The sequence below is a fragment of the Streptomyces sp. NPDC031225 genome (genome assembly GCF_055570355.1).
This window is the reverse complement of record NZ_JBVIHJ010000030.1, coordinates 113,918-134,175: the sequence shown is the minus strand read 5'-3', so window position 1 is coordinate 134,175 and position 20,258 is coordinate 113,918. Positions and strand designations below refer to the sequence as shown.

Below are 20,258 nucleotides of genomic sequence, written 5' to 3'. Positions count from 1 at the left end.
TGGCGTTGATTTTTGGCACGCTGTTGAGTTCTCAAGGAACGGACGCTTCCTTTGTACTCACCCTCTCGGGCTTTCCTCCGGGCTTTTTCCCTTCGATCTTGCGTTTCCGACTCTACCAGACCGTTTCCCGGCCCGATTTCCTCGGTGCTTTCCAGGTTTCCGCTTCCGCGTTTCCCTTTCCGGCGGTTCCGACTCTATCAGATCCTTTCGGGCCTGATTCCCAGTCAGAGGGGGCTTGCCTTCCCGGCTGTTGGGCCGTTCCGACGAGTGAGACTTTAGCGGATTCCCGGCTCCCGAGCTAATCGGGGGCCACCGTCCTTTCGAACGTGGATTCCTCATTTCGCGAATACGCACGCCAATGTGGCGACGGCAGACAGAGTGACTGTCGTCGTTTGTTGGCTGGTCTTGCGGAATGGCTGTCCGGGGACCGACCGGGGTCGGCGCTCACGTCGGACAACTCGGAGAACACTACGTACCGGGCTGGGGAGTGTCAACTCAGGTCCGGACGGGCCCCTGCAGGCGTACGCTGGCCTGCATGACATCGCGTACGTGCACCCAGCAGTGGTGGGCCGCCTGACGGCGGCCGTAGTCACGTATGCACTCAACGGCCGCCGCCTCGGCGGCCGTTCTTGTTTCCACCTCCAGGACTCCTGAGGGTCGGCCGGCCGGGGCGGCGGTCTCGACCAGGAGGTGGAGAGATGACGCGGGTCTTCAGCGGGGTCAAGCCGACGGGGCATCTGACGCTGGGGAACTACCTGGGAGCCATGCGGCAGTGGGTCGCGGACGACCAGCACCGGGCGGAGTCGCTGTTCTGCATCGTCGACCTGCATGCCCTCACCGTCGACCATGATCCGGCGCGGGTGCGCCGGCTGAGTCGGCAGGCCGCGACGCTGCTGCTCGCGGCGGGACTGGATCCCGAGCTGTGCACCGTGTTCGTACAGAGTCATGTGGACGAGCACGCGCGGCTGTCGTACGTGCTGGAGTGCGTGGCCACGGACGGCGAGATGCGGCGGATGATCCAGTACAGGGAGAAGGCCGCTCGGGAGCGGGCGCGGGGCGGGAGTGTGCGGCTGTCACTGCTCACCTATCCCGTGCTGATGGCGGCGGACATCCTGGCGTACGGGGCCGACGAGGTGCCGGTCGGGGACGACCAGGCTCAGCATGTGGAGCTGACACGGGATCTGGCTGTGCGGTTCAACCAGCGGTACGGCTACACGTTCGTCGTGCCACGGGCCACCCTGCCGACGGTGGGCGCGCGGGTCATGAATCTGCAGGAGCCGACCTCGAAGATGGGGAAGTCGGACGACTCCGGGCCCGGGATCGTCTATCTGCTCGACGAGCCGGACGCCGTGCGGAAGAAGGTCATGCGGGCCGTGACCGACAGCGGGCGGGAGGTCGTGTACGACCGGGAGGCCCGGCCCGGTCTGGCGAACCTGCTGGAGATCCTCGCGTCCTGCACGGGTGGGAACCCATCGGAGCTGAGCGGTGTATATGAGTCGTACGGCGCCTTGAAGAAGGACACTGCCGAGGCCGTGGTCGAGGTCTTGAGGCCCGTGCAGGACAAGCACAAGGAGTTGTGCGCGGATCCTGGCTATGTGGAGGGGGTGCTGCGGGATGGCGCGGAAAGGGCGCGGGCGATGGCGCGGCCGACCGTGGATGCCGCTTATCGCGCGATCGGGCTGCTGCCGGCAGTTGCTGATGGGGATGTCGTCGATATCGACTCGGCCGATACCGGAGCCGTCAGCGGCGCGGGCGGGAGCCGGAGCGGGAGCGTGCTGAACGCTGCCCGGTAGGGCTGGGCCTTGGTGGTGGGGCGCGATGCGAGGCGCCGGCCGCATCCTGGCCTCGCTGCCGAAGCCTGCGTGGTGGGCGCGGTGCGGTGACCGCGCCCGGGGGGTCAGTCCTTGTTGCCGGAGGCCAGTTGGCGGCTGCGGTCGCGGGCGGCTTCGAGGGCGGCGATGAGGGCGGCCCGTACGCCGTGGTTCTCGAGTTCGCGGATGGCGCTGATGGTGGTGCCCGCGGGGGACGTGACGTTCTCGCGGAGTTTCACCGGGTGTTCGCCGCTGTCGCGGAGCATCGTCGCGGCGCCGATCGCAGACTGGACGATCAGGTCGTGGGCCTTGTCGCGGGGCAGGCCGAGCAGGATACCGGCGTCCGTCATGGCTTCGACCAGGTAGAAGAAGTACGCCGGTCCGGAGCCGGAGAGGGCGGTGCAGGCGTCCTGCTGGGACTCGGGGACGCGGAGGGTCTTGCCGACGGCGCCGAAGATCTCCTCGGTGTGCGCGAGGTGATCACCGGTGGCGTGGGTGCCGGCGGAGATGACGGACATGGCCTCGTCGACCAGGGCGGGGGTGTTGGTCATGACCCGGACGACCGGGGTGCCGGTGGCGAGGCGCTCCTCGAAGAAGGAGGTGGGGATACCGGCGGCACCGCTGATGATCAGGCGGTCGGCGGGGACGTGCGGGGCGAGTTCGTCGAGGAGGGCGCCCATGTCCTGCGGTTTGACCGTGAGGATCAGCGTGTCGGCGGTCTTGGCGGCTTCCGCGTTGGTGACCGGGGCGACTCCGTAGCGGGTGCGGAGTTCCTCGGCTCGCTCGGGGCGGCGGGCGGTGACCAGGAGGTCGGCCGGGGCCCAGCCGGCGCGGATCATTCCGCTGAGCAGGGCTTCGCCGATCTTGCCGGTGCCGAGGACTGCGACTTTCTGGCTCATGCGGTTCAGTCTGGCACCGGTCAGTTGGGGGCAGGGGCGGTGTCCGGTGGGCGGGACGTGGGTGAAACGCACCCCCGGCCAGTCCCCTACGCCGTCCTTCGCCTCAGGGTCGCCGCTCCCAGGCACAGGACCAGCAGGGCGCAGCCCGCCACGATCAGGGCGTCCCGTACGAAGGTCGCTGTCATGTCCGTGTGCCTGAGGACCTCGTTCATGCCGTCGACGGCGTAGGACATGGGGAGGACGTCGGAGATGGCTTCCAGGGCGGGGTGCATGTTGTCGCGGGGGGTGAAGAGGCCGCAGAGGAGGAGCTGGGGGAAGATCACGGCCGGCATGAACTGGACGGCCTGGAACTCGGAGGCGGCGAAGGCCGAGACGAACAGGCCCAGGGCGGTGCCGAGCAGCGCGTCGAGGAGGGCCACGAGCAGCAGGAGCCAGGGGCTGCCGGTGACGTCGAGGCCGAGGAACCAGACGGCGAGGCCGGTCGCGAGGGCGGACTGGATGATCGCGAGGGTTCCGAAGGCGAGGGCGTAGCCGGCGATGAGGTCGCCTTTGCCCAGCGGCATGGCGAGGAGGCGTTCGAGGGTGCCGGAGGTGCGTTCACGCAGGGTGGCGATGGAGGTGACCAGGAACATCGTGATGAGCGGGAAGATCCCGAGGAGGGAGGCGCCGATGCTGTCGAAGGTGCGCGGGCTGCCGTCGAAGACGTAGCGCAGCAGGAGCAGCATCACACAGGGGATCAGGATCAGCATCGCGATGGTGCGTGGGTCGTGGCGGAGCTGGCGCAGGACCCGGGCCGCGGTGGCGGTGGTGCGGGAGAGGCTGAGGGCGCCGGTGGGGGCGGGCGCGGGCCTGATCGGGGTCGGGGTCGTCGTGGTCATCGCGTGGGCTCCTTGGTGCGGCTTGCCTCGGCGGCCTGGTCGACGAGGCGGAGGAAGGCCTCCTCGACGGTGTCGGAGTTCGTGCGGGTGCGCAGGGCCTCGGGGGTGTCGTCGGCGAGGATCCCGCCCTGGCGCATCAGGAGGAGTCGGTGGCAGCGCTCGGCCTCGTCCATGACGTGGGAGGAGATGAGGAGGGTGGCGCCGCGGCGGGCCGCGATGTCGTGGAACAGGTTCCAGAGGTCTCGGCGCAGGACGGGGTCGAGGCCGACGGTTGGTTCGTCGAGGACGAGGAGTTCGGGGGTGCCGAGGAGGGCGACGGCGAGGGAGACGCGGCTGCGCTGGCCGCCGGAGAGGTTGCCGGCGAGGGAGTCGGCGTGGGTGGTGAGGTCGACGTCGGTGATGGCCCGGGTGACGTCGGAGTGGCGGCGGTCGGCTGCCGCGCGGCCGGGGGCGAGGATCGCGGCGAAGTAGTCGAGGTTCTGGCGGACGGTCAGGTCGTCGTAGACGGAGGGTGCCTGGGTGACGTAGCCGATGCGGGTGCGGAGTGAGGTGTGTCCGGCGGGGTGGCCGAGGACGTCGAGGGTGCCGGTGACCTTGGCCTGGGTGCCGACGATCGAGCGCATCAGCGTGGACTTGCCGCATCCCGAGGGGCCGAGGAGGCCGGTGATCTGGCCGCGGGGTACGTCGAAGGCGAGGCCGCGCAGGACGGTGCGGGGGCCTCGGACGACGGTGAGGTCGTCGGCATGGACGGCGGGGGTGGCCGGGCCGTCTTCCGTGCTGTTGTCGGGTGGCCGCGCGACTTTATTCATCATGCGATGAATAATGCTCCTGCGGGTTGGGGCCGTCAAGCGGGTTGCATTCGGCGGCGCGGGCGCGCGGAGGTGACCGCCAAGTCCGGCCTGCAGCCCTCACACCTCGGCCCACCGCACCACCAGTTGACGGCCGCAGGGTGCGCAGGGGTACGCAGGGTGCCGAGACACAGGACGCGGGGGAAGCCGGTGTGTGTGGGGGGGGTGGTGGGGCGTGGGCCAAGGCATCTCGCAGGGGCTGCACCAGGTCGGGTGCAGCCCCTGGTTTTCGGCGTCGCTCAGCCGAGTTGAGGGCGCGCGGATGCTGTGACGCGGGCGCGGGCGGGAGGGTGACGGTGGTGGTGGTTGTCGTGCCGGTGGGGCTGGGGCAGGCCCCGTTCCGGGGCTGGAGTCGGATGGGTCAGGCGGTGGTGGTGACCAGCAGCTCGACGTCGTAGGTCTCCTCGACGGTTCCGTCGGGGAAGAGCTCCAGCAGGATCCGGCGCTCCTCGGCGAGGAACGCGCCCGCCTGTTCCTCGCCCGCGACCAGGAACAGCGAGTGGCTGCCGATGTTGGCGAGGTGGGTGTCGACGGGGACGTGGCGGCTCCAGCGGACTATGCGCTCCGCGAAGTCCAGGCCGCCGGTGGGATCGGCGTGGGCGGACCGGGTGCCGCTGCCGTTCACCTGTACGGCCGGGCGGGCGCCGTAGGCCTTGAAGTGCTCGCCGATGCGGTCCAGTTGAGCGGTGATCCAGGGCACGTCGAGGGCGTGGGTGTTCCACCACAGGGCGAGCGCGCCGCCGGGGCGCAGGACACGGAGGGCTTCCGGGACCGCGCGTGCGGGGTCGGTCCAGTGCCAGGACTGGGCGTAGGTCAGGAGGTCGACGGAGTCCGCTAGGAGGGGGAGGTCGTTGCCGTCGCCCCTGATGATCGGTATGTCCGGGTGGGCGAGGCGGAACTGTTCGGCCATGCCGTCTCCGGGCTCCACGGCGACGACCTCGGCGCCCCGGCCGTGCAGCAGTGCGGTCGCGATGCCCGTACCGGCGCCGATGTCCGCGATGCGGGCGCCGGCGAGGGGGCGGCCGGCGAGTTCCTCGATGGCGTCGAAGAGGGCGGGCGGGTAGGAGGGGCGGTTGGCTGCGTACTGTGCTGCGGCGGCGTTGAAGGAGTGGGCGCGGGTGGTGTGGAAGGAAGCCGTCATGGGGCCATGGTGGCCGGGGCGGGTGTGGAGTGCGCTGAGTTTTCGGTGAGAAACCGGGGCGGGGACAGTGCGGATCCCGGCTGGTTCAGCGGCGGCGCTTCTTCTTCGAGGGGTCGCCGGTGCGGCGGGTACTCCGCTTCGCGTGCAGTTTCAGTGCCGTCTCGTACTCCTCGCGATGGAGTTTCTCGCCGGGCGCCTCGGTGAGGGAGCGGAAGAAGTAGGCGAGCAGTGAGCCGACGAAGCCGATGGCGAGCAGGCCGCGGAGGGAGGCCTGGCGGTCGGGGTCGGGGCGCTTGCCGAATCCGGCCCAGGTGTTGCGGAAGGCCAGCGCGCTGCAGATGGCGAACATGGCGATGACGAGGACGGTCACGAAGCTGCCGGTGTCAGCGATCTGGAGGCCCTCGTAGGCGAAGCGGAGGATCAGGCAGGAGGCGACGGCCGCGGCGAGGGAGCCCACGGCCACGCCGACGCGGCGGAGGGCGTAGCCGTTGTCGTGGTTCGCCCAGGTCGTGCCGAAGAAGCGGATCGGTTCGGGGCGGGGGCCGCCCGCTGGGGAGCCCGCGGGGATGTCCTGGGTGCCGGATTCGTCGCTCACGGGACGATTATGGCTCCGGGACGGGGGCGGGCTCCCTTCGGGATCAGGAGCAGTGTGCGGCCACGTAGCCGTCGCTGCCTGTGTTGACGTACGCGTCCGAGACGTACTCACCGTTGTCGATGTTGTCCCAGATGTTCGACGTGCCGTAGTAGCCCGACACCGTCTCGCCCGGCCTCTGGCAGTAGATCGTCACCTTCGCGCCCTCGGGCAGTACGCGCACGAGGGTGTAGCCCGAGCCGGGGCCGCTGCGGACGTTCAGTTTGATGCCCGGGGCGATGTCGTAGTAGCGGACGGCTTCGGCGTTGGCGGCGCCCACCATGAGGAAGGCGCCGGTGAGGCCCGCGAGCATGATGGATCTGCGTCTCAGAGATGTCATGGGTGGATCCCCCGGGATCGGTGACGAGGATCGGTGGCGAGGTCAGGCGCAGCGGGAGGCGACGTAGCCGTCGCTGCCGGTTTTCACGTACGCGTCCGAGACGAACTGGCCATTGGCGATGTTGTCCCAGATGTTCGACGTGCCGTAGTAGCCCGACACCGTCTCGCCCGGGGTCTGGCAGTAGATCGCCACCTTCGCGCCCTCCGGCAGGACACGGATGATGCCGTACTGCGAACCCGGACCTCGGCGGACGTTCAGTTGGAGGCCCGGGGCGATGTCGTAGTAGTAGACGGCCTCGGCATTGGCGGCGCCCACCATGAGGAAGGCGCTTGCGAGACCCAAGAGCATGACGGATCTGCGTTTCATGGATGTCATGAGGATCTCCCCGATGAGACTCAGGAGCAGCGGTCGGCGACGTAGCCGTCGCTGCCGGTGAGGACGTAGGCGTCCGAGATGTACTGGCCGTTGCTGATGTTGTCCCAGATGTTGCTGGTGCCATAGGGACCGGCCACCGAAGTGCCGGGGGTCTGGCAGTAGATCGGCACCTTGGAGCCCTCAGGCAGTACTCGCACAACGCTGTAACTCGTGCCCGGGCCACTGCGGACGTTGAGCCGGACTCCGGGTGCGACCGAGTAGTACCGAACTGACACCGCTGCCGTCAGGCCCTCGGCCTCCTCGACGTTCCCGGTCTCGTCCACGCGGTCAACAGACATGAAAAACCTCCCCCGTTGGTTCCCATGACTGCCATGGGACCCGTTGATTCCCCTGAATCACGCCATGAAACACATGTACGCAACTCGCACGCGGACACTAGCAAGCCGCCTCTGTCTCGTACGCGTCATCGACTAGGCTCCGTGCGTCGCGCGCGCGGACGATCAGCACGGGGGTGGTTCCATGGCGCCACAGGGCAACACCGGAGCGGGCGCGGAAGCGGAACTTCCCGAGTACGCCGGTCACTACCGGCTGGAGTCATGCCTCGGGTCCGGTGGGATGGGCGTCGTGCACGTCGCGCGCAGCACCTCGGGGATGAAGCTCGCGGTGAAGGTCGTACACACCGAGTTCGCCAAGGACCCCGAGTTCAGGGGGCGTTTCCGGCAGGAGGTGGCCGCGGCCCGGAAAGTGAGCGGGGCGTTCACCGCGTCCGTCGTCGACGCCGATCCCGATGCCGAACGGCCCTGGATGGCCACGCTGTTCATTCCCGGTCCGACGCTCTCCGACCAGGTGAAGCGGAACGGGCCCATGGCGCCCGCCGAGTTGCGCCGGCTGATGGCCGGGCTCGCCGAGGCACTGCGGGACATCCATCGGGTCGGGGTGGTCCACCGGGATCTCAAGCCGAGCAATGTGCTGCTCGCCGAGGACGGGCCGAAGGTCATCGACTTCGGCATTTCTCGGCCAAAGGACAGCGAACTGCGCACGGAGACCGGGAAGTTGATCGGGACTCCGCCGTTCATGGCGCCCGAGCAGTTCCGGCGGCCGCGGGAGGTCGGGCCTGCCGCCGACATCTTCGCTCTCGGGTCCGTGATGGTGCACGCGGCCACGGGGCGGGGGCCGTTCGACTCCGACAGTCCGTACGTCGTCGCCTATCAGGTCGTGCACGACGAGCCGGACCTGACCGGCGTACCGGCGAATCTCGCGCCGATCATCGTGCGGTGTCTCGCGAAGGAGCCCGAGGACCGGCCGACTCCGGACGAGTTGATGCGGGAGCTGCGGTCGGTGGCGGCCTCCTACGACACACAGGTCTTCGTACCGACCCGGCACACAGATGACGTGCCGAGACCGGAGACGGGGAATCAAGCCCCACAACTCAAAAGGCGTCCGCCCAGAAAGGCAGTCTTCGCCACCGTCGCGGTCGTACTCGCGCTGGTCGGCGTCTTCGCTTCCGTTCAGTGGCTCGGTGACAACAGCGGCGCCGCGGCGAACGGCGGAGTCAAGCCCACGGCTACGGCTTCCGGGTTCGGCGGCTGGAGGACCGACCCGCTGCCGAAAGTCACGGGTACGGGGCAATGCTCGTACGGAGCACGGCAGTTGATTTGTGCGCAACCCGGCACCGTTTTCGCCATGGACCCGTCCGACGGCACCCTGCTGTGGCGGCGCTCCGTCGCCGAGTCGAGTCCGAGCAAGGCACCAGTTGTCGCGGGCGGCCTCGTGCAGCCGATGGTGGACGAGGGGCAACAGCTCGAAGCGCTCGATCCCTCCTCAGGCAAGGCACGTTGGCGGCGGACCCTGCCCGCACACTACGGAATGCGAGTCACGGGAGGCACGCTCCTGCTGACCCTCCTCGACGGAACGGTCAACGGCGTGGACGCCGCGACGGGCGACACACAGTGGAGTCTGCGGATACCGGGTCAGCCCATGCCGTCCTTCGTCTCGTTCGCCGGAGACCCGCTGGCGTACACGACGAACCTTTCCGGCGATGCCCGGAGCACTCGGGTCACCGCTGTGGACCCGGCCACCGGGGCCGTGCGCTGGGACGCAAGGCTGAGCGGCAACCTGACCCTCGTGGGGGTGCACGACGGATCCGTCTTCTTCCTCTCCACGAACAATCTGTACGGCGACACGGATGCCGTCGTCCGCTACGACCCGGCGTCCAAGTCGTCGCGCCGGGTGAAGCTCCCCGTGGGGCGCGCCGACGCCCAGGCCACCGTGCGCGGGAACGTGGTCTACGTACTGGCTGTCAGCGGCTCTCTGGATGCCGTGGACACGGAGGTGGGCAAGCGACTCTGGAATCTCGAGACGTCCGTGAGCCGCGCATCCGTACCGCTCGCCGACGGCCGCCATGTCTATTTCACCGCGGCAGACGGACGTCTGCTGGCCGTCGACGCCAGTCAGGGACGACTCGTCGGGCAGACCCCGGCTCGCCTGGGCTCGAACGCCGGCACTGTCGCCGGCGCGCTGCCCAAGCCCGTCCTCGCCAAGGGCCACCTCTACGCCACGGCCCCCGACGGCACCGTCTTCGCTGTGGACGCCCGCGACCCGTCCGCCTGGTGACCGAGAAGGGGCCGCCCCCGAAGGGACGGCCCCGTGTCTCGTGGTGCTGCGGGATTCAGCCCAGCTTCGACACGTCCCGCACCGCGCCCTTGTCGGCGCTCGTGGCCATCGCCGCGTAGGCCCGAAGCGCGGCCGAGACCTTGCGCTCGCGGTTCTTCGGGGCGTACACGCCGCCCAGGGCGGCCTCACGGCGGGCGAGTTCGGCGTCGTCGACCAGGAGCTCGATCGTGCGCCCGGGGATGTCGATGCGGATGCGGTCGCCGTTCTCGACGAGGGCGATGGTGCCGCCGGCCGCCGCCTCCGGGGAGGCGTGGCCGATGGACAGGCCGGACGTGCCGCCGGAGAAGCGGCCGTCGGTGATCAGGGCGCACGCCTTGCCGAGGCCTCGGCCCTTCAGGTACGAGGTCGGGTAGAGCATCTCCTGCATGCCGGGGCCGCCCTTGGGGCCCTCGTAGCGGATGACGACGACGTCGCCCTCCTTGACCTGCTGGGTGAGGATCTTCTGGACGGCCTCCTCCTGCGACTCGCAGACGACCGCCGGGCCCTCGAACCGCCAGATCGACTCGTCCACGCCAGCCGTCTTCACGACACAGCCGTCGACCGCGAGGTTGCCCTTGAGTACGGCGAGGCCGCCGTCCTTGGAGTACGCGTGCTCGGCGCTGCGGATGCAGCCCTCGGCGGCGTCCTCGTCCAGGGCCTCCCAGCGCTCCGACTGGGAGAAGGCCTCGGCGGAGCGGACACAGCCCGGGGCCGCGTGCCACAGTTCCAGCGCCTTGGGGGACGGGGAGCCGCCGCGGACGTCCCACGTCTTGAGCCAGTCCGCGAGGGAGGGGCTGTGGACCGAGTGGACGTCCTCCCGCAGCAGGCCCGCGCGGTGCAGTTCGCCGAGCAGCGCCGGGATGCCGCCCGCGCGGTGCACGTCCTCCATGTAGTACGTGCGGTTCTTCGCGACGTTCGGGGCGACCTTCGCGAGGCACGGCACGCGGCGGGAGACCTCGTTGATCTCCTCCAGGCCGAAGGGGACCTCCGCCTCCTGGGCCGCGGCCAGCAGGTGCAGGATCGTGTTGGTGGAGCCGCCCATGGCGATGTCCAGCGCCATCGCGTTCTCGAAGGCGGCGATGGTGGCGACGTTGCGCGGCAGGACCGTCTCGTCGTCCTGCTCGTAGTAGCGCCGGGTGATGTCCATGACGGTGTCGGCCGCGTCGACGTACAGCTGCTTGCGGGCCGTGTGCGTGGCGAGGACCGAGCCGTTGCCGGGGAGGGAGAGGCCGATGGCCTCGGTCAGGCAGTTCATCGAGTTGGCGGTGAACATGCCGGAACAGCTGCCGCAGGTCGGGCAGGCGTTCTCCTCGATACGGAGCATGTCCGCGTCCGAGATGTTCTCGTTCACGGCCTCGGACATCGCGTCGACCAGGTCGAGGGTACGGACCGTGCCGTCCACGAGGGTCGCGCGGCCGGACTCCATCGGGCCGCCGGAGACGAAGACCGTGGGGATGTTGAGGCGCAGGGCGGCGTTCAGCATGCCCGGGGTGATCTTGTCGCAGTTCGAGATGCAGATCAGGGCGTCGGCGCAGTGGGCCTCGACCATGTACTCCACCGAGTCCGCGATCAGGTCGCGGGAGGGCAGGGAGTACAGCATGCCGCCGTGGCCCATCGCGATGCCGTCGTCGACGGCGATCGTGTTGAACTCGCGCGGGATGCCTCCGGCGGCGGTGATGGCCTCGCTGACGATGCGGCCGACCGGCTGGAGGTGGGTGTGGCCGGGCACGAACTCCGTGAAGCTGTTCGCGACCGCGATGATCGGCTTCCGCCCGATGTCGGCACCCGGTACACCGGAGGCGCGCATAAGGGCGCGGGCGCCCGCCATGTTGCGGCCGTGGGTGACTGTGCGGGACCTCAGCTCGGGCATCGTCGCTCGCTCCTTCGCAGACGGACGTCGGGTACTTCGAGACGGCCGTCGTATGAGACTTCTGACTTCTCACGAGCCTACGCCCGTCATCCAGGGGTCGGGACGCAGTGTCCGGAATGCGGGATGTCCGTCTCGGGGGCGGGGTGGTCGGGGGCCGGTCGGTTGGGGCCCCGACCGGCCGGGCCGGTCAGGGGGCCGGCCCGGTCGGTCGGGGCCCGTTCCCCAGGCCCGTCCCCGAGCCGGTCAGGGTCCGTCTGGATCCGGGGCGGGGCGGGTCAGAAGCCGGTCCGGGGTCGGTCCGAGGCCGGTCCAAAGTCGATCAGGGGTCCGTCCAAGCCGGTCAGTGCCCGGGCAGAAGCCGGTCCGGAGCCGGGCCGAGGCCGGGCCTGGCTCGGTCCGGAGTCAGCCCGAGGCTGGCCCGGAGTCGACCAGAGGCCAGCCCCGGTCGGCCAGGGGCCCGTCCGAGTCGGTCAGAGGCCAGCCCGGGCCCCGCCAGGGGCCGGTCAGGGGCCGGTCAGGGGCCGGTCAGGGGCCGGTCAGGGGCCGGTCAAGTGGCCCTGTACCACCGGGGCCACCCGCGCGATGATCTGTTCGATGTCAGTCGACGCCAGCGGCTCCACCTTGATCACGTAGCGGAGCATGGCCGTCCCCACGAGTTGCGCGGCCGCCAGTTCGGCCCGCAGTTCCGCGTCCGGCAGGTCCAGCTGGTCGACGACGCGGCGCAGCAGCTGGGTGGCGACGAGTCGGCGGAAGACGGTGGCCGCGGTCTCGTTGTTCACGGCGGAGCGCACGATCGCCAGGATCGGCATGCGCGTCGCCGGGTTCTCCCAGATACCGAAGACGAAACGGGTCAGCCGCTCTCCCACGTCCTCCGGAGGACCCTCGCCGAGCGCGTCCGGTCCGCTGAGCGCGGGCGCGGCGGCGACCTCCACGGCCGCCTCGAAGACCTGTTCCTTGGTGCCGAAGTAGTGGTGGACCAGGGCCGCGTCGACCCCGGCGGCCTTGGCGATGCCGCGCACGGACGTCTTCTCGTAGCCCCGCTCGGAGAACTCCTCGCGGGCCGCGCCGAGGATGCGGTCGCGGGTGCCGGCCGCGTCCGATTCCGTACGGCGGGGCCGGCCGCGCTTCCGGGCGGTGACGTCGGCCGCGGCGGCGCCGGTGCTGTCGCCGGGAGCCGGGGCGGCACCGGCACGGTCGCCGGGAGCCGGGGCACCGTCACGACTCGTCGCCGTAGGGCTCCCGTCGCGGTTGCTCATCGCCGTGGCACCTTCACCGGCGAGGCCAGGTGGAGGCGTGCGAAGGCCAGGGCCTCGGCGAGGTCGGCCTCGCGTTCGGCGCCGGACATCGCGCGGCGGGTGTTGACCTCGATGACGACATGGCCGTCGAAGCCGCTCAGCGCGAGCCCTTCGAGCAGCTCGGCGCAGGGCTGGCTGCCGCGGCCGGGCACCAGGTGCTCGTCCTTCGCGGAGCCCTTGCCGTCGGCGAGGTGCACGTGGCCGAGCCGGTCTCCCATCCGGTCGACCATGTCCAGCGCGTCGGTCCGGGACGTCGCCGCGTGACTGAGGTCGATCGTGAAGTGCCGGTAGTCGTCCTTGGTGACGTCCCAGTCGGGGGCGTAGGCGAGCATCTCGCGGTCGCGGTAGCGCCAGGGGTACATGTTCTCGACGGCGAACCGTACGTCCGTCTCGTTCGCCATGCGCCAGATCCCGCTGACGAAGTCACGCGCGTACTGGCGCTGCCAGCGGAACGGCGGGTGTACGACGACCGTGCTCGCGCCCAGCTTCTCGGCGGCCGCGCGGGCACGCTGGAGCTTGACCCAGGGGTCCGTCGACCACACGCGCTGTGTGATGAGCAGACAGGGGGCGTGCACGGCGAGTATGGGGATGCCGTGATAGTCGGAGAGGCGGCGCAGGGCCTCGATGTCCTGGCTGACGGGGTCGGTCCACACCATGACCTCGACGCCGTCGTAGCCGAGGCGTGCGGCGATCTCGAAGGCCGTCGCCGTCGACTCCGGGTAGACGGAGGCCGTCGAGAGGGCGACCTTCGCGTCCGGGATCCGTACGACTGGTTCTGCCACGACGGTCAGCCTAAGGGGTTCGGCCGGGTGGGTATGGGGCGCCCATCGGCCGTTGTGGTGTTCGCCACTGGGCGGGTGGGAGTGCGTCGCGGTTGCACGCGCCCGCGCGGTGGAGCCGTAGGTGTCACAGCCCCGCTCCGCTATAGGCCCTGCGCGGAACCCATGTGGTCAAGCTTGCGCAGGATGACGCCCTCTCTGAGCGCCCATGGGCAGATGTCGACCGTTTCCACGCCGAACAGGTCCATCGCGCCCTCGGCCACCAGGGCGCCGGCCAGGAGCTGGTTGGCCCTGCCCTCGGAGACTCCCGGCAACTCCGCCCGCTGTTCCGTCGTCATACCGGCCAGCCTCGGGACCCAGGCCTCCAGGGACTCGCGCTTGAGTTCGCGCTGGACGTAGAGGCCCTCCGTGGAGCGGGCCGCGCCTGCGAGGCGGGCGAGCTGCTTGAAGGTCTTCGACGTGGCGACCACGTGGTCCGGGGCGCCGAAGCGCCTGAACTCGCCGACCGTGCGGGCGATCTGGGCGCGGACGTGCCGTCGCAGCGCCCTGACGGAGTCCGGGTCCGGGGGGTCGCCGGGGAGCCAGCCCGCGGTGAGGCGGCCCGCGCCGAGCGGCAGGGAGACCGCCGCGTCCGGTTCCTCGTCGATGCCGAAGGCGATCTCCAGGGAGCCGCCGCCGATGTCGAGGACGAGGAGCTTGCCCACCGACCAGCCGAACCAGCGGCGGGCCGCGAGGAAGGTCAGTCGGGCCTCCTCGGCGCCGGTGAGGACCTGGAGCTCGACGCCGGTCTCGGCCTTCACGCGCGCGAGGACGTCATCGGCGTTGCTGGCCTCGCGGACGGCGGAGGTGGCGAACGGGAGCAGGTCCTCGACGCCCTTGTCCTCGGCGGCCTGACGGGCCTCCTGTATGACCGAGACCAGCTTCTCGACCCCTTCGGGACCGATCGCTCCGTCCTCGTCGAGGAGTTGGGCCAGGCGCAGCTCCGCCTTGTGCGAGTGCGCGGACAAGGGGCGCGCGCCAGGGTGTGCGTCCACCACCAGCAGATGCACCGTGTTCGATCCCACGTCGAGGACACCGAGTCTCATATAGGGAACGCTACTGCCAGCTGGGCGTTCGACTGTCTCCGGAGGGGGCTCGGGCGACTTACCCTGGACGCGTGCCAAAGACGAAAAAGGTGAAGGACGACAAAGCGGCCACAGCTGGCGCCGGTTCTTCCCAGGTGAAGCCACCGAAGCAGTCGCGGCGGGCCAGGAAGGCTCTGGAGGCCGACGAGAAGGGGCTCGACTTCGCGCGCGCGTGGGTGGAGTTCCCGGATCCGGGGGACGAAGAGCAGGTCTTCCGATGCGATCTGACATGGCTGACCTCCCGTTGGAACTGCATCTTCGGCAGCGGCTGCCAGGGCATCCAGGCGGGCCGGGCGGACGACGGGTGCTGCACGTTGGGTGCCCACTTCTCCGACGAGGACGACGAGAAGCGGGTCGCCGAACATGTGGCGCGTCTCACTCCGGACCTGTGGCAGCACCATGCCGAAGGCACTGCGGGCGGCTGGGTCTCGGAGGACGAGGACGGCGACCGGCAGACCCGGCCCTTCCAGGGCTCCTGCATCTTCCAGAACCGGCCCGGGTTCGCGGGCGGCGCGGGCTGCTCGCTGCACATCCTGGCCGTGAAGGAGGGCCGCGAGCCGCTGGAGACCAAGCCGGACGTCTGCTGGCAGCTTCCGGTCCGGCGGACGTACGACTGGATCGACCGGCCCGACGACACGCGCGTGCTCCAGGTGTCGATCGGCGAGTACGACCGGCGCGGCTGGGGTCCGGGCGGCCACGACCTGCACTGGTGGTGCACGTCGGCGACCTCGGCGCACGGCGCCGGTGACCCGGTGTACGTGTCCTACCGGCCCGAGCTGATCGAGCTGATGGGCAAGGCGGGCTACGACCGTCTCGTCGAGCTGTGCGAGGAGCGGCTGGCTTCCCAGCTGCCCCTGCTGGCACCGCATCCGGCGGATCCGGTGGGGCCGGTGGACCCGGCGGGTCCGGTCGGCTGAGCGCTCCCCCTCCCGACCTGCCCGGCCAACGCGGCCCGCTCGACGCCTCCCCGTCGCCTGCCTGTCGCTGCCTGCCGCCTACGACGACGAGGACGGGCTCGGGTCGCCGCTGTCCGTCGGCGATGGCGTCGGCGTCGCCGGGTCGGACGTGGCGGGGTCCGTAGGGGTCGGGTCGGGGGTGGGGGACGAGGACGGCGGGTCGCTCGGGGTGGGGTCAGAAGGGGCCGAGGCCGTGGGGCTGGAGCCGGGGCCGGGCGGCGGCGTCCCCGGCCGGCCGGGGCCGGACGGGGTGGGTGCCGTGCCGTAGCCCTGGATGGTGACGACCGCTCCGGCCGGCGCGATCGCCACGCGCGCGCTCCAGGGGCCGGACGGCTCGCGCAGGTGGTCGACGTACACCTTGATCGTCAACGACTCACCGGGCTTCAGCGTGCCCGAGGACTGGCTGAGGTAGAGCCAGGAGGCCCCCGTGGTGGCCGACCAGCGGACCGGGGCGGCGCCGGTCGCGGTGAGCGTGACCAGGGTGGTGTCACCCGTGTTGTCGGCGCCGACCTCCAGGTGCCCGGCGCCCTTCTTGCCGGCTCCGGCGACGCTCACGACCTCCACGGAGACGTCGGGGCGGCCGTCCTTCGCGAAGCGGTTGCCGGGTTTGGTGCGGGCGTTGCCGGCGTTCTGGTAGCCGCCGCTCGCCGTCTCGCCGTCCAGGCTGCCGGGGCCGTGCGCCTCACTGGCGCTCGCGGAGTGCCCGTCGACCCCCTCGCCGGGGCCGCCCCGGTAGGCGGCCCACAGGGCGAGCACGGGGGCGGCGACGACGGTGGCGACGACGGTCGTGGTGACGGCACGCGCGCGGAGACGGTCACGGCGGGCCGCGCGGTCCTTGGGGTCCATCGGGAAGCCGCGCCGGTCGAAGCGGGGCACGGCGGCGCCACGCGTGCGTGGCGGGTGCGCGAGCGCCATGTGCAGGGCCGCGCGCGGCGCTTCGAGCACGGGCAGCTCGGCCGGGGTGATCATGGCGCCGGGCCAGCGGCCGGGGACGGCCCGCTCGGCACTGCGGCGGCAGCGCGGGCAGTCGTCGACGTGGCGTACGAGTTCGCGGCGCAGGGCGGAGCTGAGCACGAACTGGTTGTCACCGGTGAGGCGGGCCACGCCCGGGCAGTCGCCGGTCTCGACGACGGCGAGGGCCGCGCGTGTGCGCTCGACCTCGCAGGCGGCGGAGGCGAGCAGTTCGCGGGCGCCGGCGAGGTCCATGCCGAGGACGGCGGCGACCTCGTGGGCGGCGAGGTGGTGGCGTACGGCGAGTTCGAGTGCCTCGCGCTGCTCGGGGGTCGTACCGGCCGCCTCCGGCCAGGCCAGCAGGGAGAGTTCGCGGCGGCGGGTCTCCTGGAGCTCCTCGGCTACCGGGGCCTCGGTGGACTTCTGGGACGCTCCGTTACGTCCTGCCGCGTGCGTGGTCTGACGTTTCTGCTTGGCCTCGGCCAGCTTGCGCAGACAGGCCCAGCGGGCCAGCGCGTACAGCCAGGACCTGCGGTCACCGGCCGCGTCCGGGCCGCCGCGCCTCTCGGCGAGCGCGAGGACGTCACCGAGGGCCGTGGTCGCCGTGTCGTGGTCGCACAGCACGGACAGGCAGTAGGTGAACAGTCCGTCCAGGTACGGCTCGTAGCGCGCGGGTGGCCGCTGCGCCAGCGTGCGCGCGGCACCGCGGTCACGCTCCTCCCGTTGCGCCCGGTGCGCGCCGGTGGTGCGGGTCGAGGTCTCCGGACTGCTGCTCATCATCCGTGGACCGTAGGGGGCGGAACATGGCCCCTTCTTGCACCTTGAGCACTTTTACTCCGTACGGGTGAAACGATCCCTCAATAGGGGACAGGAACCCCCGAATTCATGGCTCGTTCCTGACGGGACGTGGCCGGTTACCGCGCCGGCGTGCAGGTCGGACGGCGGGCGGCGGCCGTGTTGTCAGTGGCGGCGGTTACGGTTCGTGCATGGCTGCCCGTACGAAGTCCGCCAAGGAGCGCCCGTCCTACCGCTGCACCGAGTGCGGCTGGCAGACGGCCAAGTGGCTCGGCCGCTGCCCAGAGTGCCAGGCCTGGGGGACGGTCGAGGAGTACGGCACGCCCGCGGTTCGTACGACGGCCCCGGGCCGTGTCACCACCTCCGCCGTGCCCATCGGCCAGGTGGACGGGCGTCAGGCCACGGCCCGTTCGACCGGCGTGCCCGAGCTGGACCGGGTGCTCGGCGGCGGTCTCGTGCCCGGCGCGGTGGCGCTCGTCGCGGGCGAGCCCGGCGTCGGCAAGTCCACGCTGCTGCTCGACGTGGCCGCCAAGTCGGCGAGCGACGAGCACCGCACGCTCTATGTGACCGGCGAGGAGTCCGCGAGCCAGGTCCGGCTGCGCGCCGACCGCATCGGCGCGATCGACGACCACCTGTATCTCGCCGCCGAGACCGATCTGTCCGCCGTCCTCGGGCATCTGGACGCGGTGAAGCCGTCCCTGCTGATCCTCGACTCGGTGCAGACGGTGGCCTCCCCGGAGATCGACGGCGCCCCCGGTGGCATGGCCCAGGTGCGCGAGGTGGCCGGGGCGCTGATCCGGGTGTCCAAGGAGCGCGGGATGTCGACCCTCCTGGTGGGCCATGTCACCAAGGACGGCGCGATCGCGGGCCCGCGTCTGCTCGAACACCTCGTGGACGTGGTGCTGAGCTTCGAGGGCGACCGGCACGCGCGCCTGAGGCTCGTCCGGGGCGTCAAGAACCGCTACGGCGCCACCGACGAGGTCGGCTGCTTCGAGCTGCACGACGAGGGCATCACGGGCCTCACCGACCCGAGCGGACTTTTCCTGACACGTCGTGACGAACCGGTCCCCGGCACCTGTCTCACCGTCACCCTTGAGGGCCGCCGCCCGCTGGTGGCCGAGGTCCAGGCGCTCACCGTCGACTCGCAGATCCCCTCGCCCCGGCGCACCACCTCGGGGCTGGAGACCTCCCGGGTCTCGATGATGCTCGCCGTCCTGGAGCAGCGCGGCCGGATCAGCGCGCTCAGCAAGCGGGACATCTACTCCGCGACGGTTGGTGGCGTAAAGCTTTCGGAACCTGCCGCGGACCTCGCGATCGCCCTCGCGCTGGCGTCGGCGGCCAGCGACACCCCGCTGCCCAAGAACCTCGTCGCGATCGGCGAAGTGGGCCTCGCGGGCGAGGTCAGACGGGTTACGGGCGTCCAGCGCAGGCTCTCCGAGGCACACCGTCTGGGATTCACACATGCACTCGTACCGGGCGATCCCGGCAAGGTCCCGGCCGGTATGAAGGTCCTGGAAGTAGCCGACATAGGGGACGCCCTGAGGGTCCTTCCGCGCTCTCGTCGGCGAGAGGCCCCACGGGACGACGAGGACCGCCGGTAGACTTTGCCCTGGTCTCGCCCGTCCGTACGAACCGAATGTGCGGCACGTGAGCGGCCAAGACCCCGCGACCGGAGGAGAGCAGTGGCAGCCAACGACCGGGCAGCAGCTCCCGGAAAGTCCGGTGGGAGTGCCGGTTCCGATGGCCTGATGCGCGCCTCCCTGAGCGCAGTGGCCCCCGGCACCGCCATGCGCGACGGCCTAGAGCGGGTGCTGCGCGGCAACACCGGCGGACTCATCATCCTCGGCTGGGACAAGACCGTGGAGACGATGTGCACGGGCGGATTCGTGCTGGATGTCGAGTTCGCCGCGACCCGTCTGCGTGAGCTGTGCAAGCTCGACGGCGGCATCGTGGTCTCGTCCGACCTGTCGAAGATCCTGCGGGCGGGCGTGCAGTTCGTGCCCGACGCGACGATCCCGACCGAGGAGACGGGCACCCGGCACCGCACCGCGGACCGGGTCTCGAAGCAGGTCGGTTTCCCGGTCGTCTCCGTCTCCCAGTCCATGCGCCTGATCGCCCTGTACGTCGACGGCCAGCGCCGGGTCCTGGAGGACTCGGCGGCGATCCTGTCCCGCGCGAACCAGGCCCTGGCGACCCTGGAGCGCTACAAGCTCCGGCTCGACGAGGTCGCGGGCACCCTGTCCGCGCTGGAGATCGAGGACCTGGTGACGGTCCGGGACGTCTCGGCCGTGGCCCAGCGGCTGGAGATGGTCCGGCGGATCGCCACCGAGATCGCCGAGTACGTGGTCGAACTGGGCACGGACGGCCGCCTGCTCGCCCTCCAGCTGGACGAGCTGATCGCGGGCGTGGAGCCGGAACGCGAACTGGTGGTCCGGGACTACGTCCCCGAGCCCACCGCGAAGCGCTCCCGCACGGTCGACCAGGCGCTGTACGAACTGGACGCCCTGACCCACGCCGAGCTCCTGGAACTGCCCACGGTGGCCCGCGCGTTGGGCTACACCGGTTCCCCCGAGGCGATCGACTCGGGCGTGTCCCCGAGGGGCTTCCGTCTGCTGGCCAAGGTGCCGCGCCTGCCCGGCGCGATCATCGACCGCCTGGTGGAACACTTCGGCAGCCTCCAGAAACTCCTCGCGGCGAGCGTGGACGACCTGCAGACGGTCGACGGCGTGGGCGAGGCAAGGGCGCGCAGCGTCCGGGAGGGCCTGTCCAGGCTGGCGGAGAGCTCGATCCTGGAACGGTACGTGTAAGAGCGTTCAGGGACGCGGGGCCGTAAGGGATGCGGGGCCGTATCGGATGTGCGGCCCGTATCGGATGTGCGGCTCCGCCACGCCGGCACTACCGGCCCCGCGAAGC

Annotated in this window: 18 protein-coding genes; 5 read left to right on the top strand and 13 right to left on the bottom strand. The window is 70.6% G+C overall.

The features are described from left to right. The first annotated feature begins 698 nt into the window (after nucleotides 1-698). Nucleotides 699-1,793, top strand: a complete 1,095-nt coding sequence (trpS, locus tag ACZ48Z_RS38370; protein WP_468740530.1) for a tryptophan--tRNA ligase — start codon at nucleotides 699-701, stop codon at nucleotides 1,791-1,793. A gap of 104 nt (nucleotides 1,794-1,897) precedes the next feature. Here trpS and proC read toward each other — a convergent pair whose 3' ends face one another. From proC to ACZ48Z_RS38330, 8 genes are all read right to left on the bottom strand, one after another. Beyond that, the gene (proC, locus tag ACZ48Z_RS38365) at nucleotides 1,898-2,710 is read right to left on the bottom strand and encodes a pyrroline-5-carboxylate reductase (RefSeq protein ID WP_468740529.1); all 813 of its coding nucleotides are present in this window, start codon (nucleotides 2,708-2,710) and stop codon (nucleotides 1,898-1,900) included. 86 nt (nucleotides 2,711-2,796) lie between these two features. Beyond that, nucleotides 2,797-3,588 carry an ABC transporter permease gene (locus ACZ48Z_RS38360; protein WP_468740528.1) on the bottom strand — a complete coding sequence of 264 codons (792 nt, stop codon included), beginning with the start codon at nucleotides 3,586-3,588 and terminating at the stop codon, nucleotides 2,797-2,799. Beyond that, nucleotides 3,585-4,400, bottom strand: a complete 816-nt coding sequence (locus ACZ48Z_RS38355) for an ABC transporter ATP-binding protein (RefSeq protein ID WP_468740527.1) — start codon at nucleotides 4,398-4,400, stop codon at nucleotides 3,585-3,587. Before ACZ48Z_RS38355 ends, ACZ48Z_RS38360 begins: the two co-directional genes overlap by 4 nt. A gap of 397 nt (nucleotides 4,401-4,797) precedes the next feature. Next, nucleotides 4,798-5,577, bottom strand: coding sequence for a class I SAM-dependent methyltransferase (locus ACZ48Z_RS38350; RefSeq protein WP_468740526.1), 780 nt, complete (start codon nucleotides 5,575-5,577; stop codon nucleotides 4,798-4,800). An 85-nt stretch (nucleotides 5,578-5,662) separates the two neighbouring features. Continuing rightward, the gene (locus tag ACZ48Z_RS38345) at nucleotides 5,663-6,172 is read right to left on the bottom strand and encodes an EamA/RhaT family transporter (protein ID WP_468740525.1); all 510 of its coding nucleotides are present in this window, start codon (nucleotides 6,170-6,172) and stop codon (nucleotides 5,663-5,665) included. Between the two features lie 43 nt (nucleotides 6,173-6,215). After that, the gene (locus ACZ48Z_RS38340; RefSeq protein ID WP_468740536.1) at nucleotides 6,216-6,521 is read right to left on the bottom strand and encodes an SH3 domain-containing protein; all 306 of its coding nucleotides are present in this window, start codon (nucleotides 6,519-6,521) and stop codon (nucleotides 6,216-6,218) included. 69 nt (nucleotides 6,522-6,590) lie between these two features. Further along, entirely contained in the window at nucleotides 6,591-6,923 is a 333-nt protein-coding gene (locus tag ACZ48Z_RS38335) for a hypothetical protein (protein ID WP_468740524.1), read from the bottom strand. A gap of 20 nt (nucleotides 6,924-6,943) precedes the next feature. Then, a complete protein-coding gene (locus ACZ48Z_RS38330; RefSeq protein WP_468740523.1) occupies nucleotides 6,944-7,261 on the bottom strand; it encodes an SH3 domain-containing protein in 318 nt (105 codons plus the stop codon). A 181-nt stretch (nucleotides 7,262-7,442) separates the two neighbouring features. Here ACZ48Z_RS38330 and ACZ48Z_RS38325 point away from each other — a divergent pair, with 181 nt between their 5' ends. Continuing rightward, nucleotides 7,443-9,536, top strand: a complete 2,094-nt coding sequence (locus ACZ48Z_RS38325) for a serine/threonine-protein kinase (RefSeq protein ID WP_468740522.1) — start codon at nucleotides 7,443-7,445, stop codon at nucleotides 9,534-9,536. 55 nt (nucleotides 9,537-9,591) lie between these two features. Here the strand turns inward: ACZ48Z_RS38325 and ilvD are convergent, their stop codons facing one another. The 4 genes from ilvD to ACZ48Z_RS38305 all read right to left on the bottom strand — a co-directional run bounded on the left by ilvD (nucleotide 9,592) and on the right by ACZ48Z_RS38305 (nucleotide 14,604). Beyond that, nucleotides 9,592-11,445, bottom strand: a complete 1,854-nt coding sequence (ilvD, locus tag ACZ48Z_RS38320; RefSeq protein WP_468740521.1) for a dihydroxy-acid dehydratase — start codon at nucleotides 11,443-11,445, stop codon at nucleotides 9,592-9,594. Nucleotides 11,446-11,981: 536 nt separating this feature from the next. Then, the gene (locus ACZ48Z_RS38315) at nucleotides 11,982-12,701 is read right to left on the bottom strand and encodes a TetR/AcrR family transcriptional regulator (RefSeq protein ID WP_468740520.1); all 720 of its coding nucleotides are present in this window, start codon (nucleotides 12,699-12,701) and stop codon (nucleotides 11,982-11,984) included. Further along, entirely contained in the window at nucleotides 12,698-13,522 is an 825-nt protein-coding gene (locus tag ACZ48Z_RS38310; protein ID WP_468740519.1) for a sugar phosphate isomerase/epimerase family protein, read from the bottom strand. Before ACZ48Z_RS38310 ends, ACZ48Z_RS38315 begins: the two co-directional genes overlap by 4 nt. Before the next feature lie 140 nt (nucleotides 13,523-13,662). Next, nucleotides 13,663-14,604: a Ppx/GppA family phosphatase gene (locus ACZ48Z_RS38305; protein ID WP_468740518.1), complete on the bottom strand. Its 942-nt coding sequence runs from the start codon at nucleotides 14,602-14,604 to the stop codon at nucleotides 13,663-13,665. 134 nt (nucleotides 14,605-14,738) lie between these two features. On the opposite strand from ACZ48Z_RS38305, the gene ACZ48Z_RS38300 reads away from it, so the two are divergent. Continuing rightward, entirely contained in the window at nucleotides 14,739-15,560 is an 822-nt protein-coding gene (locus tag ACZ48Z_RS38300) for a DUF3109 family protein (RefSeq protein WP_468740535.1), read from the top strand. Between the two features lie 78 nt (nucleotides 15,561-15,638). Here the strand turns inward: ACZ48Z_RS38300 and ACZ48Z_RS38295 are convergent, their stop codons facing one another. Then, nucleotides 15,639-17,330: a BACON domain-containing protein gene (locus tag ACZ48Z_RS38295; protein WP_468740517.1), complete on the bottom strand. Its 1,692-nt coding sequence runs from the start codon at nucleotides 17,328-17,330 to the stop codon at nucleotides 15,639-15,641. Between the two features lie 206 nt (nucleotides 17,331-17,536). On the opposite strand from ACZ48Z_RS38295, the gene radA reads away from it, so the two are divergent. Further along, the gene (radA, locus tag ACZ48Z_RS38290; protein WP_468740516.1) at nucleotides 17,537-18,946 is read left to right on the top strand and encodes a DNA repair protein RadA; all 1,410 of its coding nucleotides are present in this window, start codon (nucleotides 17,537-17,539) and stop codon (nucleotides 18,944-18,946) included. 81 nt (nucleotides 18,947-19,027) lie between these two features. Next, nucleotides 19,028-20,152 carry a DNA integrity scanning diadenylate cyclase DisA gene (gene disA / locus ACZ48Z_RS38285; protein ID WP_468740515.1) on the top strand — a complete coding sequence of 375 codons (1,125 nt, stop codon included), beginning with the start codon at nucleotides 19,028-19,030 and terminating at the stop codon, nucleotides 20,150-20,152. The last annotated feature ends 106 nt before the right edge of the window (nucleotides 20,153-20,258 follow it).

What these genes read in the sequence shown, in the direction of transcription:
- trpS (WP_468740530.1), top strand. Translation starts at nt 699, where the DNA reads ATGACGCGGGTCTTCAGCGGGGTCAAGCCGACGGGGCATCTGACGCTG.
- proC (WP_468740529.1), bottom strand. Translation starts at nt 2,710, where the DNA reads ATGAGCCAGAAAGTCGCAGTCCTCGGCACCGGCAAGATCGGCGAAGCC.
- ACZ48Z_RS38360 (WP_468740528.1), bottom strand. Translation starts at nt 3,588, where the DNA reads ATGACCACGACGACCCCGACCCCGATCAGGCCCGCGCCCGCCCCCACC.
- ACZ48Z_RS38355 (WP_468740527.1), bottom strand. Translation starts at nt 4,400, where the DNA reads ATGATGAATAAAGTCGCGCGGCCACCCGACAACAGCACGGAAGACGGC.
- ACZ48Z_RS38350 (WP_468740526.1), bottom strand. Translation starts at nt 5,577, where the DNA reads ATGACGGCTTCCTTCCACACCACCCGCGCCCACTCCTTCAACGCCGCC.
- ACZ48Z_RS38340 (WP_468740536.1), bottom strand. Translation starts at nt 6,521, where the DNA reads ATGCTCGCGGGCCTCACCGGCGCCTTCCTCATGGTGGGCGCCGCCAAC.
- ACZ48Z_RS38335 (WP_468740524.1), bottom strand. Translation starts at nt 6,923, where the DNA reads ATGACATCCATGAAACGCAGATCCGTCATGCTCTTGGGTCTCGCAAGC.
- ACZ48Z_RS38330 (WP_468740523.1), bottom strand. Translation starts at nt 7,261, where the DNA reads ATGTCTGTTGACCGCGTGGACGAGACCGGGAACGTCGAGGAGGCCGAG.
- ACZ48Z_RS38325 (WP_468740522.1), top strand. Translation starts at nt 7,443, where the DNA reads ATGGCGCCACAGGGCAACACCGGAGCGGGCGCGGAAGCGGAACTTCCC.
- ilvD (WP_468740521.1), bottom strand. Translation starts at nt 11,445, where the DNA reads ATGCCCGAGCTGAGGTCCCGCACAGTCACCCACGGCCGCAACATGGCG.
- ACZ48Z_RS38315 (WP_468740520.1), bottom strand. Translation starts at nt 12,701, where the DNA reads ATGAGCAACCGCGACGGGAGCCCTACGGCGACGAGTCGTGACGGTGCC.
- ACZ48Z_RS38305 (WP_468740518.1), bottom strand. Translation starts at nt 14,604, where the DNA reads ATGAGACTCGGTGTCCTCGACGTGGGATCGAACACGGTGCATCTGCTG.
- ACZ48Z_RS38295 (WP_468740517.1), bottom strand. Translation starts at nt 17,330, where the DNA reads ATGATGAGCAGCAGTCCGGAGACCTCGACCCGCACCACCGGCGCGCAC.
- radA (WP_468740516.1), top strand. Translation starts at nt 17,537, where the DNA reads ATGGCTGCCCGTACGAAGTCCGCCAAGGAGCGCCCGTCCTACCGCTGC.